The 17,456-nt window shown below is 64.9% G+C and carries 13 protein-coding genes; 11 read left to right on the top strand and 2 right to left on the bottom strand.

Features of this window, described 5'->3' with window-relative positions:
- The first annotated feature begins 522 nt into the window (after positions 1–522).
- The 6 genes from IE243_RS13960 to IE243_RS13935 all read left to right on the top strand — a co-directional run bounded on the left by IE243_RS13960 (position 523) and on the right by IE243_RS13935 (position 8,032).
- The gene (locus IE243_RS13960; protein ID WP_191320005.1) at positions 523–1,947 is read left to right on the top strand and encodes an ABC transporter substrate-binding protein; all 1,425 of its coding nucleotides are present in this window, start codon (positions 523–525) and stop codon (positions 1,945–1,947) included.
- A gap of 48 nt (positions 1,948–1,995) precedes the next feature.
- Entirely contained in the window at positions 1,996–2,928 is a 933-nt protein-coding gene (locus tag IE243_RS13955) for an ABC transporter permease (protein ID WP_191320004.1), read from the top strand.
- Positions 2,925–3,785: an ABC transporter ATP-binding protein gene (locus IE243_RS13950; protein ID WP_191320003.1), complete on the top strand. Its 861-nt coding sequence runs from the start codon at positions 2,925–2,927 to the stop codon at positions 3,783–3,785. The genes IE243_RS13955 and IE243_RS13950 overlap by 4 nt, the downstream gene beginning before the upstream one ends.
- Positions 3,786–3,932: 147 nt before the next feature.
- Positions 3,933–5,315 (top strand): arylsulfatase, encoded by a 1,383-nt coding sequence (locus IE243_RS13945; protein WP_191320002.1) that lies wholly within the window; start codon positions 3,933–3,935, stop codon positions 5,313–5,315.
- Between the two features lie 204 nt (positions 5,316–5,519).
- Positions 5,520–6,392, top strand: coding sequence for a formylglycine-generating enzyme family protein (locus tag IE243_RS13940; RefSeq protein ID WP_191320001.1), 873 nt, complete (start codon positions 5,520–5,522; stop codon positions 6,390–6,392).
- Positions 6,393–6,517: 125 nt separating this feature from the next.
- Complete coding sequence (locus tag IE243_RS13935) at positions 6,518–8,032, top strand: SulP family inorganic anion transporter (RefSeq protein WP_210319863.1); 1,515 nt, start codon at positions 6,518–6,520, stop codon at positions 8,030–8,032.
- A gap of 590 nt (positions 8,033–8,622) precedes the next feature.
- Here IE243_RS13935 and IE243_RS13930 read toward each other — a convergent pair.
- Positions 8,623–9,297 carry a helix-turn-helix domain-containing protein gene (locus IE243_RS13930; protein WP_191320000.1) on the bottom strand — a complete coding sequence of 225 codons (675 nt, stop codon included), beginning with the start codon at positions 9,295–9,297 and terminating at the stop codon, positions 8,623–8,625.
- Positions 9,298–9,603: 306 nt separating this feature from the next.
- Positions 9,604–10,959: a sugar porter family MFS transporter gene (locus IE243_RS13925; RefSeq protein WP_191319999.1), complete on the bottom strand. Its 1,356-nt coding sequence runs from the start codon at positions 10,957–10,959 to the stop codon at positions 9,604–9,606.
- A 238-nt stretch (positions 10,960–11,197) separates the two neighbouring features.
- On the opposite strand from IE243_RS13925, the gene IE243_RS13920 reads away from it, so the two are divergent.
- From IE243_RS13920 to IE243_RS13900, 5 genes are all read left to right on the top strand, one after another.
- Positions 11,198–12,529: a DegT/DnrJ/EryC1/StrS family aminotransferase gene (locus tag IE243_RS13920; protein ID WP_244643166.1), complete on the top strand. Its 1,332-nt coding sequence runs from the start codon at positions 11,198–11,200 to the stop codon at positions 12,527–12,529.
- Between the two features lie 85 nt (positions 12,530–12,614).
- Positions 12,615–14,036 carry a sugar porter family MFS transporter gene (locus IE243_RS13915; RefSeq protein ID WP_191319998.1) on the top strand — a complete coding sequence of 474 codons (1,422 nt, stop codon included), beginning with the start codon at positions 12,615–12,617 and terminating at the stop codon, positions 14,034–14,036.
- Positions 14,033–14,359 (top strand): hypothetical protein, encoded by a 327-nt coding sequence (locus IE243_RS13910; RefSeq protein ID WP_191319997.1) that lies wholly within the window; start codon positions 14,033–14,035, stop codon positions 14,357–14,359. Before IE243_RS13915 ends, IE243_RS13910 begins: the two co-directional genes overlap by 4 nt.
- Positions 14,352–15,983 carry a GMC oxidoreductase gene (locus IE243_RS13905; protein ID WP_191319996.1) on the top strand — a complete coding sequence of 544 codons (1,632 nt, stop codon included), beginning with the start codon at positions 14,352–14,354 and terminating at the stop codon, positions 15,981–15,983. The genes IE243_RS13910 and IE243_RS13905 overlap by 8 nt, the downstream gene beginning before the upstream one ends.
- Before the next feature lie 44 nt (positions 15,984–16,027).
- Positions 16,028–17,296 carry a carbohydrate porin gene (locus IE243_RS13900; RefSeq protein WP_191319995.1) on the top strand — a complete coding sequence of 423 codons (1,269 nt, stop codon included), beginning with the start codon at positions 16,028–16,030 and terminating at the stop codon, positions 17,294–17,296.
- The last annotated feature ends 160 nt before the right edge of the window (positions 17,297–17,456 follow it).

Here is a 17,456-nt window from a genome sequence, read left to right as displayed (position 1 = left end):
CGCTTCCAAGCAAACATAGCCGGCTTCGACCCGCGGCGGCGTGCGCTGCTACACATCCGCAGGCGATGGATGACTGCGAGAAAGGGGAGGGGTGCGCCTCATCCGTCCGGTCGTGGGCCTGGATGGCCGCCTGTCGATCACCTCCCCGATCCTCCCTTGTCCCACGGCCCCTCTTGCTTCCTTTGCAATTGGTTGCGCCCGCGCCTGTTTTCATGCCGCCGGATCCTGCGCAATGCGCTGGCTTTACGCCCGCCTGGCGGGCGCCAACGGCGCCTGGGATTTAGGCAACGACGGTTTTTCGGCAACCGGTTGCCAGCCAGCTCGGATCCGCGTTGCCGCGCCGCTCCCCGCGCCGGAAAGTCTGATCATCACGCAACGGAAGGCCGGCTGCATTGCCGGCGACCCGCGCGTCGCCCCGCCGACATCTCCGCATCTGGCCCGCCTTTTGCAGGGAGTGTCCTGGAAGCACCGACCCCGACGCCCTTCCGCGTCGGGCGGAGATCAGAACTAGAGGGGAAAGCAATGCGTTCTTTCAGGGACTATTGCCGCTATTCCGGCGTTTTGCCCGCGGTGTTCTTCGCCGCCGCCGCCGCATCGTCACCCGTTCTGGCTGAAACCATCACCATCGGCATCGGCACGCAGAACACCACGACCAACACGGCGACTGGCGGCGTCGTTCTCAAGGAGCTGGGGCTTCTTGAAAAGCATCTGCCGAAGACCGGCAAGTATAAGGACGTCAGCTACAGGTTCAACTGGCAGAACTTCACCTCGGGACCGCCGATCACCAATGGCATGATGGCGGACACCATTCAGATTGGCATGATGGGCGACTATCCGCTGCTGGTGAACGGCGCCACGGGACAGGCCTCCGGCAACGAAACCCAGCTTGTCGCCGTTATTGCCTACAATCCGGTCGGCGGCGGCAATGGCGTCGTCGTGCACAAGGACTCGCCCTATTTCGAACTGGGCGACCTGAAGGGCAAGGCCGTTTCGGTTCCGTTCGGCTCCGCGGCCCACGGCATGATGTTGCAGGCGTTGCAGGCCCGCGGCGCGCCGGCCAGCTTCTGGAAGCTCGTCTCGCAGTCGCCCGAAGTCGGCGCCACCAACCTGCAGGAAAAGCGCATCGACGGTCACGGCGACTTCGTGCCCTTCGCCGAGTTGCTGCCGCGTCGTGGTTTCGCCCGCAAGATTTTCGACGGCGCCGAGACCGGCGTCCCGACCTTTCACGGCGTCGTCGTCCGCAAGGATTTCGGCGAGAAGTATCCCGAGATCGTCGTCGCCTACATCAAGGCCCTGATGGAGGCCAATGACTGGGTGCGCGCCAATCCAAAGGACGCGGCGCAGAAGATCGAGGACTGGACCCGGATCGACAAGGAAGTCGTCTATGTTTTCCTTGGTCCCGGCGGCGTCCACACCCTCGACCCAACCATCAAGCCGCTTGAGGTCGACGCGCTCAGGACCGGTTATGGCGTCCTCGACAATCTGAAGATGATCAAGCCGATGGATATCGGCAAATGGGTCAACGACAGCTTTGTCCGCAAGGCGTTCGCCGAACGGGGCCTCGACTACGAAAAGCAGAAGGCGTCGCTGGCCGGCTATCAGGTCGGCGGGCATGATCCGGTCTGCGACAGGCCGGTGACGGACGCGAAGAAGGCCGGCGAAATCTGGATCGCCGGCGGCGACATCATCCCGCTCAGCTCGCCCGAATGCACCCTGAAAGGCGTGAAGACATTCGAGGCAGAGGGCAAGAAAGCCGCCGCCGTCTACGTTGTCGACAACGCGCTCGGCATCAAGGTCTTCGCCGACGCCGCCTTCTACGCGCTCACGGGTGCGTCAGGGCAGCAATCGGTGACGCCGTTCCTGCTCAAGAAGGACGCCGAAGCTTTCGCCGCAAAACACAACGGCAAGCTCGCCACCTGGTCGGAGGCGCTTGCGGCGAGCCCGTGAGGCCTGCCGCCGTCCCCGCCCGCCATTTCTCCGTTTCGAGCGACCGCCATGCAGCCAGCGCCCATCTATCTGATCGACAAGGCCCCGCCGACGCCGCCGGAAAAGGCGCCCCGGAGCCAGCCCGAGGCTGCGCCCGCCGCGCCGCAGCCCACCGTGCGCCCGCCATCGGCGCTGCTGCAATCCATCGCCGACCTGGCGCAGCGCAAGGCGCTGACCATGTTGCTCGGCGTCATCTCGGTCGGGAGCCTGTTTCTGTTCTGGTATGTGGGCACCCGCTACCAGCTGGAGTTCTACATCCGCTTCAAAAACATTCCGACGCCCTGGGCCGTCTATGAAGAAGCGGTCAAGGTCCTGGCCAGCGGCGACTTCTACGTCAACGTCGCCTACAGCCTGCGCCGCATTCTCTCCGGCTTCCTCATCGCCATCCTGATCGGCGCGCCGCTCGGGTTGCTGATCGGTCAGTACCGCCGGGTCCGGGAGATGTTCATGCCGGCGGTGGAAATCCTGCGGCCGATCCCGGCCATCGCCTGGGTGCCGATGGCGATCATGCTGTGGCCGACCAGCGAGGCCAGCATTGTGTTCATCACCTTCATCGGAGCGTTTTTCCCGATCCTGCTGAACACCGTGCATGGCGTGCACAGCATGGACGGCGTGCTGCTTCGCGCCGGCAAATGCCTCGGCGCCAGCGAACCCCGGCTGTTCTGGCATGTGATCCTGCCCGCGTCGCTGCCGCAAATCTTCACCGGCCTGACCGTGGGCATGGGCGTGGCGTGGGTGTCGCTGATCGCCGCCGAGATGATCTCCGGCCAGTACGGCGTCGGCTACTACACATGGGAGGCGTACTCCCTCGTCAACTACCCAGCCATCGTTCTCGGCATGATCACCATCGGCGTGCTCGGCCTCATCTGCAGCGGCGCCATCCGCCTCGCCGGCGTGATCGTCATGCCCTGGCTGGCCTTTGCACCGGGAGGCAGGAAATGAGCGAACTGAACAGAGGCCTCATCGAGGCGCGCGATATCGGCGTGGTCTTCGGCTCCGGCAGCGCAAAAGTCCAGGCGGTCAGGAACGTCGACCTCACCGTCCAGCCCGGCGAGTTCGTCTCGCTCATCGGCCCCTCGGGCTGCGGCAAGTCCTCGCTGCTCAATATCGCCGCCGGCTTTGTCCGGCCGACGTCCGGCGCCCTGACGGTGGACGGCGTTCCGGTCACCGGCCCCGGCTCTGACCGTGGCGTGGTGTTCCAGCAATACTCGCTGTTTCCCTGGCTGAGCGTGCGCAAGAACGTCGAGTTTGGGCTGCGCATGGCCGGGGTGGCGAAGAGCCAGCGCGAAAGCTCCGCCCGAACCCTGCTTGGTCTCGCCGGCCTGCTCGCCTTCGAGAACCATTATCCGGACCAGCTCTCCGGCGGCATGAAGCAGCGCATCGGCATCGTCCGGGCGCTGGCCACCAGCCCCCAGGTGCTGCTGATGGACGAGCCCTTCGGCGCGCTCGACACCCAGACCCGCACGGTGATGCAGGAAATCCTGACCAACATGTGGCAGCGCTTTCGCATCTCCGTGCTGTTCATCACCCATGACATTGATGAATCGGTGTTTTTGTCCGACCGCATCTACGTCATGACCTCCCGTCCCGGCCGCATCAAGGCCGAGATCACCGTGCCGCTGCCGCGCCCGCGCACGGCGGCCATGACCCAGACCCCGGCGTTCGTCGACCTCGTCAACCGCCTCAAGACCCTGATCCGCGAGGAATCCCTCTCGGCCATGGGGTCGGAGTTGCAGAGCGGCGGCGTCTCCGGGTTCGGAATCGACGTCGGCCCGGAAGGGGTCGGCAAGCTGATCTGAGCTGGCGGGCGGCCCTGTTGCTGAAAACAGGTTCGCATCAGGCGAAAGCAATGCGCCGGTTCAATGCGTGAAGATGTAACCAACCTGTCCCTGGCTGAAGCGTCTTCACGGCCAAATTCGCCAATTTTACGCGAGGAGAACAACAAGATGACCTCCAGGAAGCCAAATATCCTGTTCTTCCATGTCGACAATCTGGGCATGGGCGAGCTTGGCTGCTATGGCGGCGGCCGGCTTCGCGGCGCCGATACGAAGCGGATGGACCAGTTCGCCACCGAAGGCGTCAAGCTCACGCATTACGTCGTGGAGCCGCAGTGCACCCCGACCCGCTCGGCCCTGATGACCGGCCGCTTCCCGATCCGCTCCGGCAATCACACCATTGCCCTTGGCGGCAATGGCGGCGGCATCGTCACCTGGGAGCGCACCGTGGCGGAAATTCTGGCTGAGGCCGGCTACGCCTCAGCCATCTACGGCAAGTGGCACATTGGCGCCGAGGACGGCCGCTTCCCGACGGACCACGGTTTCGACGAGTGGTATGGCCCGCTGCGCACCTATGACGAATGCATGTGGCTGGAAGACCCGCACTACAACCCCGAGCGCGACGGCTATTCGCACATGCACGAGGGCCGAAAGGGCGAGGGAGCCTGGCCGCTGCTCGACGAGCAGCTCACCATGGACACCAAGAAGAATTGCGATCTGGAATACCAGAAGCGCGCCATGAAGTTCATGGAAAAGGCCGTTGAAGAAGACAAGCCGTTCTATGTCTACTTCAACCATTCACTGATGCACTTCCCCATGAGCCCGCGCGACGAATTCGTCGGCAAGAGCAGCAACGGCGACTGGGGCGACTGCCTGCTGATGCTCGACCACGACTTCGGCGTGCTGCTCGACAAGCTCGATGAGCTGGGCGTGCGCGACAATACGATTGTGGTCATGTGCGGCGACAACGGCGCCGAGGACCATCTGGCGGGGCGCGGCACCGGCGGTTTCTTCGACGGCTCCTACTTCAGCTCCGCCGAAGGCGGCATTCGCACGCCGCTGCTGATCCGCTGGCCGGACCACGTCCCGGCGGGCGTCGAAAGCAACGAAATGGTGCATGTCACCGACATGTTCACCACCGTTCTGAAGTTCGCGGGCTGCGAGCCGCCGAAGGACCGTCTGATCGACGGCGTTGACCAGACCCCGTTCTTCCTCGGCGAGCAGGAAACATCCAACCGCGAATCCTGCATTGTCTGGCTCAAGGACGAACTGCATGCGGTGAAGTGGAAGGACTTCAAGATCAACTTCAAGCGCCAGCAGCACTTCCACGATCCCGAGCTGGACCTCGGTTTCGCCCGCATCACCCACCTCATGGAAGATCCCAAGGAGCGCGAGCCTGTCAACCAGCGTTACGTGCGCTGGTGGGTGATGCAGCACGCCCACCGCATCGTCCGCGATTTCGAGGATAGCGTGAAGAAGGAGGAGCTCATCCCTCCAGGAGCAGCCCTCGACTTCGTCCCCGTCCAGTACAGGCGCCAGGCCGCGGCTGAGTAAGCCGGCGAACCAGGCAGAGCAAGGAGGCGCGCCATGCGCACGATGACCGGACAGCAAGCCGATGGAAGCCCAATTTCCGACGCAGGTTGTTGCGGGGCGTCCGCCCGGCGCGCCTCCAGCCCGCAGCCCGGGACTGGCTGCCCGCCGGAGGCCGGCGGCGCCCAGGGGGCCTGTACAGCTTTGGCCGCGCCGGCGCCCGCGGGCATGGTCTGGATACCGGGCGGGGCTTTCCTGATGGGCTCCGACCGTTTCTACCGTGAGGAGCGGCCGGCGAAGCCGGCCGTCGTCGACGGCTTCTGGATGGACGCCGGACCCGTGACCAACGCGGACTACACGCGCTTCGTCGCGGCGACCGGCTATATGACCGTGGCGGAGCGCCAGCCCGATCCGGCCATGTATCCGGACGCTGATCCGGCGTTGCTGGCTCCCGGTTCGCTGGTGTTCCGCAAGCCCGCGCGGCCCGTCAGCCTGCGCAACAATCTGGCCTGGTGGTCCTATGCGCCCGGCGCTTGCTGGCGCGCGCCGCAGGGGCCGGGTTCATCGGTGGACGGCCTGGCAGACCATCCGGTTGTGCATGTTGCCTATGAAGACGCCCTGGCCTACGCCGCCTGGGCGGGCAAGGCGCTGCCGACGGAGGCTGAATGGGAGTTCGCCGCGCGCGGCGGCCTTGACGGCGCCGTTTACGCCTGGGGCGATGACCCCGCGCCAGGCGGTCGCATCATGGCCAATACCTGGCAGGGGCGTTTCCCATGGGAAAACCTTGCGGAAGATGGCTTTGAAGGCACCTCGCCGGTGGGAGCGTTTCCACCCAACGGCTATGGGCTGCTTGACGTGACCGGCAACGTCTGGGAATGGACCTCCAGCCTTTATGGACCGACCCCGGATGCTGGCGAGACAGCCTGCTGCCGCGCGCCGGTCCAGACCAGCCAGATCGAGCAGCGCGTGGTGAAGGGCGGGTCGCACCTGTGCGCTCCGAACTTCTGCCTGCGCTATCGCCCGTCGGCCAGGCAGGGTGAGGCTGTGGACAGCGCGACGACCCATATCGGCTTTCGCTGCATCATCCGGCCGCCATCCTGACACGCCAGATCTGAAGCGTTTTCCAACAGGGCGGACGCTGTCTCGCCTCAGGAAACCCGTCGAATGACGACGACCGGCAAACTCCGTTTCAGGTTGAATGGAGTCTGCCTGGGAATTTGGAAGAGATGACCGACATGACCGCGCCCTCCGTCGCGCCTCCCGCCCAGCAGGGGCATGAGGACTCTCCCTCCGTCGTTGCGGTGTTGCGCGCGCCGTCCCTGCTGACCCGGGAAACCCTCGCAGGCGTGGTGACGGCGCTGGCGCTCGTACCTGAAGTCATTTCGTTCTCCTTCATCACCGGCGTCGATCCGAAAACGGCGCTGATGTCGTCCATCGTGCTCTGTCTGGTCATGTCCGCCCTTGGCGGCCGGCCAGCCATGGTAACTGCCGCCGCCGGCTCCATCGCCCTGGTGGTCGGGCCGATGGTCAAGGTGCATGGCGTCGCCTACATCCTGCCCACCATCCTGCTGGCGGGGGGCATCCAGATCGTGTTTGGCCTCACCGGCATGGCGCGGCTGGCGCGGTTCATCCCGCGCTCGGTGATGCTCGGCTTTGTCAACGCTCTGGGCGTGCTGATCTTCGCCGCCCAGGTTCCGCACGTTCTCGACGCGCCGTGGGCGGTGTATCCGCTGTTCGCGCTCACCGTGGCGCTGGTGCTGCTGACGCCGCGCGTCACCACCCTGATCCCGGCGCCGCTGGTCGCCATTGTCGTCGTCACCGCCATCGTGGTGTTTGGCGGCGTCGTCGTGCCGAACGTGGGCGGCGAGGGCGACATGAGCCCCGGTCTGCCGGGCCTGACGCCATTTCTGGCGCCTCTGGAATGGAAAACCCTGGCCATCGTCTGGCCCAGCGCCCTGTCGGTGGCTTTCGTCGGCCTGCTCGAAACCCTGCTCACCGCCAAGCTGGTGGACGAGATCACCGACACCCGTTCGCACAAGGGCCGGGAGTCCTGGGCGCTTGGCGTCGCCAATATCTGCGCCGGCTTCTGGGGCGGCGTCGCCGGCTGCGCCATGATCGGCCAGACCGTCGTCAACGTGAAGATCGGCGGCGGGCGCACGCGGATTTCCACCGTGGCGGCGGGGCTGACCCTGTTGTTGCTGGTCACGGCGCTAAGCGGCGTGATGGCGCGGATCCCCATGGTGGCGCTGGCGGCCGTGATGATGATCGTCGCCGTCACCACCATCGACTGGCGCAGCGTCAGCCCGGCGACGTTGCGGCGCATGCCCCGTTCTGAAACCGCGGTGATGCTGGTGACCCTTGGCGTGACCGTCGCCACCAGTAATCTGGCGCTCGGCATCGCCGCCGGCGTGCTGCTGGCCTTCGCCCTGTTCGCCCGCCGGGTCGCCCATGTGGTCAGCGTCGAGCGCAGCCTGTCGCCGGATGGTTCGGCCGTTCTCTACACCGTCGATGGGCCGCTGTTTTTCGGCAGCAGCAACGATTTGTTCGAACGCTTTGCTTACGCGGCTGACCCCGCTGATGTGACCATCGATTTCAGCCGCGCCCAGATATGGGACGCCTCTACCGTCGCCACGCTGGACGCCATCGCCAGCCGCTATCGCGGCCATGGGGTGGATGTGACGTTCAGCGGCCTGGATAGCCGCAGCTCCGCCTTTCACGCCCGGTTGTCGGGAACCTTGTAAACTGGCGCGAAACCTGCCGCGCCAGCTCAGCCCGGCGTGGCGGGTCGCCAGAAAAATGCGTCGACAGGCCGGAGTTCAGCGGCCCCAGACGCGCAGGGGGCTTGTCGAAAGCCCGGCCTGGCAGTCGGGGCTGACGCGCGATCAACAGAAAAAGCACCGGCGCGGCAATCGCGAACCTTGGCGCCGTCATCGTCAGCGGAGGCGCGGTCATCAGGCCGAACTTGGTCATCGGAATCGAAAAGCCCCGGATGACCGCGAGGAGCAGCATGGCGCCGATGTTGCCGGGGGACGCCGGCGCATTGCGCCGCGCCGCGTCGGGGCCCGGGCGATGAGAGACAAAGCCCGCCGCGCTTTCAGTCGGCATCTGGATAACCCCTGGGAGTTTGCCTGACGCGCCTTTCAGGGTGAGCGGGGACACGCGATCCATGCGCAGCGGGGCGCGCCAGGTCGACCTTGCTCACGACGATCTGGAGGATGCCGCCCCGATCGTTCTGAAAACCCGCCAATACAGCAACAGCGGCCGGGCCCGCAGGTCAATGCTGGGGTTCAATGTCCAGCGATCTGTCCCCAGGCTGCGACATCGGCGGCGCTCAATCGCCATTCCGCCGGTTGAGCCACAGGCTCATCAATCCGGCCCGGCTTCGCACCCCAAACTTCCGGTAGATGGCGCTGATGTGCTGATGCGTGGTGGACACCGCCATGCCGCACTGGTGCGCGATCCATTTTTCCGTGGCCGCGGTGAGCAGGAGTTGCAGGACTTTCTGCTCGGTCGGCGTCAGCGGTGCAGAAGCCAGCAGCAATCCATGACTCAGCATCAGGCGGCGATGAAACCATTTGATGCCCCGCAGCGCGTACGCGACAAGGGCTATGTCCTCGCCGTTCATGGGCTGGTCTGACCAGAAACCGAAATGCGATTCACAGTCCTGGTTGACCGGGAAGGCGACAAACGTGGCGTCCTGAATGCCATGGGCGCCGTAGTGGAGCTGAAAGAACGGACTCGAGAACCAGCCCGCCGGCAATTCCTGGCGGAAGGTGTAATGTCTGAAGCGCCCAAGATCTCGCAAGGGTATGTCCATCGAGACGTCCGTCTCGGGCTTGTCGTAAATCCTGTGAGGCGGGGGGATATAGGGGTGCATTGATCGCGTCGCCGCGACACGCCAGCGTCGCATGACGTCGTCATTCCGGATCCGCTCGCCGCTCGGCAGGCGGACAGCTCCAGCCCAGGTGATGTTGCTGATGTTTGCAAGGCCGGACAGCGCCGCCATCAGATGATCGGACGCAGCGTTTGACTGGTTGGCGTCGAAATCCGACAGCTCATCCCAAAGGGTGTGAATGGCGTCAAGATGACTGGCCAACATCGCCGCCTCCCCATGCATCCGCCTTCCGCGATGACGATGGGTGCAGAAGAGGCAGGCTGATGGAGCCAGTTTTCCTCTGCGATCGGTATCCCCTCTTCAGGGTATTGGCTGCGGCCGGGAGGCGTATCGAAAGGTCACGTTGCTGGCCCATTCTTCTGCGCGCGGCCTGGCTGCCGACGAAGGGCGCGGCGCAGCCTGTCGTGACCGGCAGTTTCATGAAGGCGCTCCGCCAACCAGACGGACAGGCTCTCCGGCCAGCACGCGCTCCTCGATTTCCTCAAGGGTGGCGCCTCTGGTTTCGGGGACAAAAAGCACGGCGACGACAAACGACGCCACGCAAACTCCAAGAAACAGACTCATGGCTACCGTCAATCCCACGGCCTCCACGAGACCGGGAAAACCAAGGGCGATTGCGCCATTGAACAGCCAGCTGATCGTGGTCGCGACAGCCACGCCCTGTTCGCGAATGGCCGCCGGAAACAGTTCCGACATCAGTACATAGGGAAGGGGGCCAAGGCTCAGCGCAAATGCAACGATGTAGAGGGTCAGTCCCGCAAGACCAACCCATGGCTGATCAAGCAACGCCGCGGCCACCGTGAGGCCAAGCCCCGCGACCATCGCCGCCGATCCCCAGACCAGAAGCGGGCGCCGGCCCGCGCCGTCAACCAGCCGCAGGGCGATGACCGTTGCGATGAAATTGGCGATGCCAAGACCAAAGGTCGCGGCGAGGGCGGCGACGCCGGCGTTGAACCCGAGTTTTCCGAAGATGGAGGGCGCGTAGTAAAGTATCCCGTCGATGCCGCTCAGGTTTTGCAGGATAAACAGCAGGCTGCAAAGCAGCAGCACGGTCAGGGTGCTGCCGGCGGCAAGGACGCCCCAGCCGCCATTTTGCGCCCGCGCGGGGGGATAATCCACGCTCCATGTCATTTCATCTGTCAGGCCAAGGCGGTGCGCCGCGTGTTGCGCGGCTTGGGTTTCGCCCTTCGACAACAGCCAGCGTGGGCTTTCCGGAACCAGCATTGTCGCCGCCAGGCAAAGTCCCAGCACCAGTGCGCCGCTGCCCAGAATGGTGGCCCAGCGCGCATCGGCAAAAGCCAGCGCGACGCCATAGGCAAGCATGATCCCGGCAGTGATGGCGAGCTGGAAGATGGCGACGACGGCGCCGCGATAGCGCGCCCGCGTCGCTTCGGCCGCATACATCGGCGCCACCATCGAAGAAAGGCCGACGCCAAGTCCGACCAGCAGGCGCGCCAGGGCCAGCCAGGTGAACCCGGGGCTCGCGAACATGATGAAAAAACCAGGCGCCGCCACAGCGATGGCCGCCAGAAGCGTCCGGCGTCGCCCGATCCTGCCAGACAGGAAGCCGGCGGCGATCGAGCCCAGGCAACACCCGGCCACCAGCGAAGCCACCAGGGCGCCGGTCGCAAGGCTTCCGATGGCGAGATCCCGCGTGATCGTCTCCAGAACGCCGGCGATGCTGGCCGTGCTGAAACCGAACAATACGCCAAAACTTGTAACAAGACTGGCGACGCGAACAGGGGATGTTGTTGCACTATCAGCAGAAATCATGTGACAGCGGCCGCTTTTCCTGAGTTGTTGAGGATTTTTTACAGGAACAGGCTGGCGCAGGCCAGATATCCGGGCGTGATCTGGCATCCTCTAATTAGAGGATAGGAAGCTGAAGGAGAGCTGTTTACACCAGTTGTAACTGGCGCATGTCGCTGGGGAATTCGTGCAGGCGGCGGGTAGAACCGGCTTGCAGCGACCCTGGCTGAAAGTCGCCGGATCCTGATGGGTTTGGGGGAACATGATGGCATCCGTTGGGTCGAAGTCCGCGGGCGAATACGCCAATCGGCTCGCGGTCGAAGGCGGCGCGCCGGTGCGAACGACGCCGTTGCCATGGGAGTTGCCGGGCGCGAACTGGATTGGCGAAGAAGAGCGGGAGCTCGTCGATCGCGTCGTGCGGGCGCGCAGTCCGTTCCGGTTCTACGGCCCGGATCCGCAGCATATGGTCGAGACGTTCGAGCGCGAATGGTGTGAAACCTTTGGTCATCGCCACGCGGTCGCCGTTTCGTCTGGCACCGCGGCCCTGAGCATCGCCATGTCGGCGCTCGAGGTTGGGCCCGGCGACGAAGTTCTCATCCCCGGCTATCTGTGGGTCAGCTGCGTGTCGGCGGTGGTGCGGGCCGGCGCCATTCCCCGCCTTGTTGATATCGACGACACCTTCTGCATGGACCCGGAAGATCTTGCGCGGAAGATTGGTCCGCGCAGCCGGGCGGTCCTGTGCGTTCACATGAGCGGCGCTCCGGGACGCATTGAGGACATCGCCCGGATTTGCCGGGAGCGCGGCGTCGCCCTGATCGAGGACTGCGCCCAGACCGCCGGGGCCGGACAGCACGGTCGGCCGGTCGGGCGTTTCGGCGACATCGGCATTTTCAGTTTTCAGCTCAACAAGAACATGACCTCTGGCGACGGCGGCATGATCGTCTGTGAGGATGACGCGCTGTTCCGGCGCATCATCGCGCTGCACGATCTGGGATACGCCCGCAACGTCGCCGGTCGCCTGGATACGTCGGACGAGACCTGCCAGCTCTGGGGCATTGGTGCCCGCATGTCAGAGCTGGCCGGCGCCATGGCGCTGGCGCAGATGCGCAAGCTGCCGCGGATCACCGGGGCCATGAAGTCGGCGAAGTGGCGCATCCGCGAGGCGCTGGCCGATATTCCTGGCCTGGACTTCCGCAATATCATCGATCCCGCCGGTGACAGTGGTCCCTTCCTGATCACGCTGTTCCGGGATTCCGCCGTCTGCACGCGCTTTGTCGAGGCCGTGCGCGCTGAAGGCATCGTCGGCCAGCCGGGCAGCCTCACCTGCATCACCATGCGTGAGTGGGGGCTGCACTGGTACTCGAACATTCCCAGCCTGGTGCACAAGCGCTCCAACAGCCGGGACGGGATGCCGTGGACCCATCCCGCGAACGCCTTTGCTGAAGCGTACGACTATGGCCACGGCGCCCTGCCGGGATGCGACGACCTGCACGCGCGCGGCGCACTGCTGGCGATCGCCTCCAACCTGAACGACGCCGACGTCAACGACATCATCACCGCGTTCCGCAAGGTGGCGCGAGTCGTTCTCGCCTGATCCGGGGCCGTATGTCCCGGCGCGCCGGGGAAAAAAGAACTTGGACAAGGCTGGCGGTCACGGGTCGCCGGGCGGGGGGAATGCGATGATTTACCTGGTCGCAGCAATTGCCGGCATGGCGGGGTTCCTGTTCGGCTTCGATGAAGGCGTGATCGCCGGCGCGCTCGGCATGTTGCGCGGCCAGTTTGGCATGACCCCGTTCCTTGAGGGGCTCGTAACGTCGGCGGTGCCGTTCGGCGCGTTGTTCGGCTCTCTCGTCGCAGGGTGGATGGCCGATGCGCTGGGCCGCCGGCGCACCCTGCTGCTGGCCGGCCTGCTGTTTGTGCTGGGGGCGCTCGCCGCCGGCGGGGCGCTGGGCAACGCCACCCTGGGCGTCGCGAGGCTGGCGCTCGGCTTCGCCGTCGGTTTGGCGGCGATTGTCGCGCCGCTTTACATTTCGGAGAATGCTCCGGCCGAGAAGCGCGGCATGCTGGTCTCCATCTACCAGCTCGCCATCACCCTTGGCATTCTGGGCGCCTATCTGGTCGGTTACGCGTTCTCTGACTCGTGGCGCATCATGTTCGCGATCGGGGCGTTGCCGGGCGTGGCGCTGGCGCTTGGCATCGCGCTGATGTCGGACACGCCGCGCTGGCTGACAACCCAGGGCAAGGTCGATGAGGCCCGCGCCGCCATCGCCCGGGTGCGCGGCTGGACCGTGAACGATCCGCGCGTGGACAATGAGTTGCAGGCGATCCGCAGCGCCGCTGCGCTGGAAAAAGGCTCCACGGGCAGCTGGGGAGACCTTGTCACGCCAGTCGTGCGACCTGCCCTGGTCGTTGGCGTCGGCCTGTTTTTGCTGCAGCAGCTCAGCGGCATCAACGCCGTGATCTATTACGCGCCGACGGTGTTCCGCGAGGCGGGGTTTGACGCCCACTCCATCCAGTTGCTCGCCACCATGGGCATCGGCATCGTCAATGTGCTGATGACCTTCGTCGGGATGGCGTTCATCGACCGCATCGGCCGGCGCAAACTGCTCTACTGGGGTTTCGCCGGAACGGCCCTGGGCCTTGGCATGATCGCGGTTGGCGCCGCGACTGAAGCCCGCGCCCTCGACATGATCGCGATCATCGGCCTGACGGTGTATGTCGGCGCCTTCGCCGCGAGCATTGGCCCACTGCCGTGGGTGATGATGTCGGAGATCTTCCCTCTCAAGGCGCGAGCCCAGGGCATGAGCATCGCCTCTGTCGCCAACTGGGGCATGAACTTCATTGTCGTCTTCAGCTTCCCGGTATTCGTAACGTCATTCGGACTGGCGTGGGTCTTTGGCTTCTACGCGCTGTTTTGCCTGATTGGCCTTGTCTTCACCTGGCGTCTCGTTCCGGAAACAAGCGGCATCTCGCTGGAAAAGATCGAAGAACATCTGCGCTCCGGCCGGCCATTCCGTGAGCTGGGCGGGCGCTCCGGCGCCCTGGGCGCCGCCGCCGCTTCCCGTGTGGCGGCTCATAACCGGGCGGGAGGTCTGCAATGAGCGTCGCCAGCATCCCGCATTCATCGTCTGGAGCGACGACGAAACCCGCCGCCCTGCTGGAACAGTTCATCGCGAAGAGCCCATACCGCGCCATGCTGGAGCCGATCGCCGCCGACGTGGAGCGCGTGGCCTTGCACAACAACCAGATCCAGGCGGCGCTCGCGACGCTGGCGTCGCAACCCGGTTTCCGGCCGGGCGGATGGTTGCGGCGGCCAGGAGCCGACGAGCGCGCGGTGCGGGCGTTCCTTGAATTTGTCGCCTTCGCATCTCCCGCCTTTCTTTCGTCCGTGGGCGAATGGCCGATGGGGCAAATCCGTGGCTGATGCTGAATTTTGCGACGTATGCGTGGTGGGCACCGGCGCCGGCGGCGGCGTTCTGGCGTACGAGCTGGCGAAGGCCGGTTTGAATGTCGTCTCGCTTGAGCAGGGCGGACGTCTCCCGGCCGACCATTTCCGTACGACCGATCGCCCTGGCGCCGCCACCGATTTTGGCGTCCGCGCCGGCACTGTCTGGCCCAGCGATCCGCACGACAGCCTGTTCGTGCACGAACTGTTCGCCGGCGCCGATACGGGTTCGGCGGTCCAGCGACCCGGCGGGTTCCGGCAGTACCAGATTCATGCCGTCGATGGACTGCAGTCGCTGTGGAACGGCGTGAGCGTCCGCTTCTCACCCGGAGATCTCGCGGGTTGGCCGTTTGGCTATGATGAGCTGGCCGGGCACTACGCCGCCGTGGAGCGTCGCATCACCGTTTGCGGCACCGCCGAAAACATTCCGGAGCTTCCCGACGGTGATTACATCCCGCCGAAGCCGCTGCGACCAAGCGACCGGATGATCGTTGACGCCGTCAGGCGGCTTGGCGAGCAGGATGCGTACGCCATCCCCAATCGCAAGGCGATCAATACGCGCGCCGGCATGGAGACGAGCTGCATTTCCACCGGGATCTGCACGTCCGGCTGTCCGGTTGGCTCGGTCTACAAGTTTTCGGCCCGCCTGCTGCCGGAGATCGCCAACCTGCCCAATTATGAACTGCGGACCCACGCCAAGGTGGTGCGCTTGCTGCGCGACGGGGACGAGCGGCGCGTCGAAGCCGTCGAATATATCGATACGCGCACCGGCGAGACACGTCGCCTGCGCGCGGGCCTCGTCGTGCTGGCGGCGGGCGCCATCGAGACGCCGCGCATCCTGTTCAATTCAGCCGATGAAAGAGACCCCGCCGGCCTGGCCAATCGCAGCGGCCAGCTTGGCCTGCGGCTGCAGGACAATCCCAAGGCGGTGCTGTCGACCTCCCTGTGGAAGCTGTGGGGCAAGCGTCGCAACTACGACATCGGTTACGGCGATTTGCTGATCCTGATGGCCCGGACCGGCCTGCCGGACGGCGAGGCATTCCCGTTTATTGGTCACGCCATCCACGGCATTCCCGATGCGCCGCATTATCTCGGCGGGCTTGCGCCGTTTCCGGCGCCGGTCAAGCGCGAGCTGGCCCGTCTGATGTTCCACAGCTACGTGACGCTGGGGCTGTTCTGCGCCGGGGATCCCAACCCGGCCAACCGCGTGCGGCCAGGGCGCCAGCTGGATCGTTTTGGCGTGCCGCAGGTGGAGATTGATTTCACCGTTTCCGCGCGCACCCGGGACATGATGCAGGCGATGGCCGTCTGGGGCCGGCGCGTGCTGCGCAAGGCCTCCGCCACCTCAATCTATGAGACGTCCGACAACAGCGGCACGGGCATTCACTACGCCGGCACGACGCCGCTGTCGGCTGACCCGGCGCAAGGCGTCATCAACGCCGACCTGCGCAGCCACGACATCGACAATCTTTATATCTGCGACGGCGGCGTCATTCCGACGCTGCCTGACAAGCACCTTACCCTGACAATCATGGCGCTGTCGCACCGGCTTGGCCGGCATATCGCCGCCCGCTCCGGGCGCGACCAGCTGCAGGCCGCGTGAGACGAGACGATATGCCTGCACGGTTTTTTCAGCGAACGGCCTACATGGTTTCTGTATCCGCATCCCTGGCGATCGCGGCGACCCTGCCGGCGCGGGCGGAAGATCCCCCGCCGCAACTCACGGGCGATTGGGGCGGCTGGCGCACGGAGCTCGCCAACAGGGGCATCGAGTTCCAGATTGGCTATACTGAAGAGGCCGCCGGAAACGCCAGCGGCGGCCAGCACAATTATGTCCGCGCCGCAGGCCAACTTGTTCTGGGGTCGACGCTTGATCTGCAAAAGCTGTTTGGTGTGAGCGGCGCGACCATGCAGATCACCCTGACGAACCGGAATGGCCGTAATCTTTCCGATGACGCCGGGCTCAACACGCTGCAGCAGGTTCAGGAAGTCTATGGTCGCGGAAACATCTGGCGGTTGACGCAGTTCTGGTACGAACAGAAGGCGTTCGACGGCGCCGTCGCCCTGAAATTCGGTCGGGTGACCCTGGGCGAGGATTTCGCGGCCTTTTCATGCAATTTCCAGAATCTGACTTTCTGTGGCTCCACGCCGGGCAACCTTGCCGGAAATTACTGGTTCAACTGGCCGCTGAGCCAGTGGGGCGCCCGACTCAAGGTCAAGTCCGGCCAGGTCTATGTTCAGGCCGGCGCCTATCAGGTCTCGCCGCGCAACAGCGACCCGGACCGTGGTTTCTACCTTGGTTGGGAACAAACAAGCGGCGCCCTGCTGCCGGTGGAATTCGGCTGGACGCCAACCGTCGGGGGCCTTCCCGGCAAGTACACCGCAACGCTCTGGTATGACACGTCGCACGCCAATGACGTGTTGCGAAACCGCCAGGGCCTGCCGCTCGCCGTTTATGGCGGCGATCCACGCCGCGAGCAGGGCCGCTATGGCGTCAGCTTCCAGTTCCAGCAGCAGCTTACCCGGCCTGACGTCGCTGATCCTGTGCGGGGATTGAGCGCGTTTCTCAATATAACCCAAACCGACCGCCGCACCTCGCAGACGGATAACCAGATCGCATTCGGTCTGTTTTATACGGGATGGCTCGACAGCCGGCCGCGCGACGTGATGGCGATTGCGATCGGGCGCACCCAGGTGAACGGGCGCTATGCGGAAAACCAGGCTCTGGCGAACTTTAACGCCAGGGGGTTCCTGCAACGGCCTGAAGCCGAGTATGCAATCGAGGCCTATTATAATCTCAATTTACACAGCGGCCTCGATATCCGCCCCAATATCCAGTTCATCCGGCATCCTGGCGGCATTACCAACGCAAAAGACGTGCTGGTGCTGGGCGTCAAGGCGATCGTCAATCTTTGAGGGGGATGGTCCCGACAGCGCCGGCCGCCCGCTGATCCGGTCGGCGCCTGCTGAACCATCCGCGTGACGCGGGCCTGGAGCCTGAACTCGCCAGTATTGCCCGGAGCCGGTTTCCTCCGAGGATGCGTCCGGTGTCAGGGGCCGGGCCGGATGCATTTCA

This window comes from Camelimonas fluminis (assembly GCF_014656355.1).
GTDB classification, from domain to species: domain Bacteria; phylum Pseudomonadota; class Alphaproteobacteria; order Rhizobiales; family Beijerinckiaceae; genus Camelimonas; species Camelimonas fluminis.
Note: the sequence above shows the minus strand (reverse complement) of the source record. Positions and strands in the feature narration are given on the sequence as shown.

Coding starts and splice junctions, on each gene's coding strand:
- IE243_RS13945 (WP_191320002.1), top strand. CDS start 3,933: ATGACCTCCAGGAAGCCAAATATCCTGTTCTTCCATGTCGACAATCTG.
- IE243_RS13960 (WP_191320005.1), top strand. CDS start 523: ATGCGTTCTTTCAGGGACTATTGCCGCTATTCCGGCGTTTTGCCCGCG.
- IE243_RS13955 (WP_191320004.1), top strand. CDS start 1,996: ATGCAGCCAGCGCCCATCTATCTGATCGACAAGGCCCCGCCGACGCCG.
- IE243_RS13910 (WP_191319997.1), top strand. CDS start 14,033: ATGAGCGTCGCCAGCATCCCGCATTCATCGTCTGGAGCGACGACGAAA.
- IE243_RS13930 (WP_191320000.1), bottom strand. CDS start 9,297: ATGGCGGCGCTGTCCGGCCTTGCAAACATCAGCAACATCACCTGGGCT.
- IE243_RS13900 (WP_191319995.1), top strand. CDS start 16,028: ATGGTTTCTGTATCCGCATCCCTGGCGATCGCGGCGACCCTGCCGGCG.
- IE243_RS13940 (WP_191320001.1), top strand. CDS start 5,520: ATGGTCTGGATACCGGGCGGGGCTTTCCTGATGGGCTCCGACCGTTTC.
- IE243_RS13925 (WP_191319999.1), bottom strand. CDS start 10,959: ATGATTTCTGCTGATAGTGCAACAACATCCCCTGTTCGCGTCGCCAGT.
- IE243_RS13920 (WP_244643166.1), top strand. CDS start 11,198: ATGATGGCATCCGTTGGGTCGAAGTCCGCGGGCGAATACGCCAATCGG.
- IE243_RS13950 (WP_191320003.1), top strand. CDS start 2,925: ATGAGCGAACTGAACAGAGGCCTCATCGAGGCGCGCGATATCGGCGTG.
- IE243_RS13915 (WP_191319998.1), top strand. CDS start 12,615: ATGATTTACCTGGTCGCAGCAATTGCCGGCATGGCGGGGTTCCTGTTC.
- IE243_RS13935 (WP_210319863.1), top strand. CDS start 6,518: ATGACCGACATGACCGCGCCCTCCGTCGCGCCTCCCGCCCAGCAGGGG.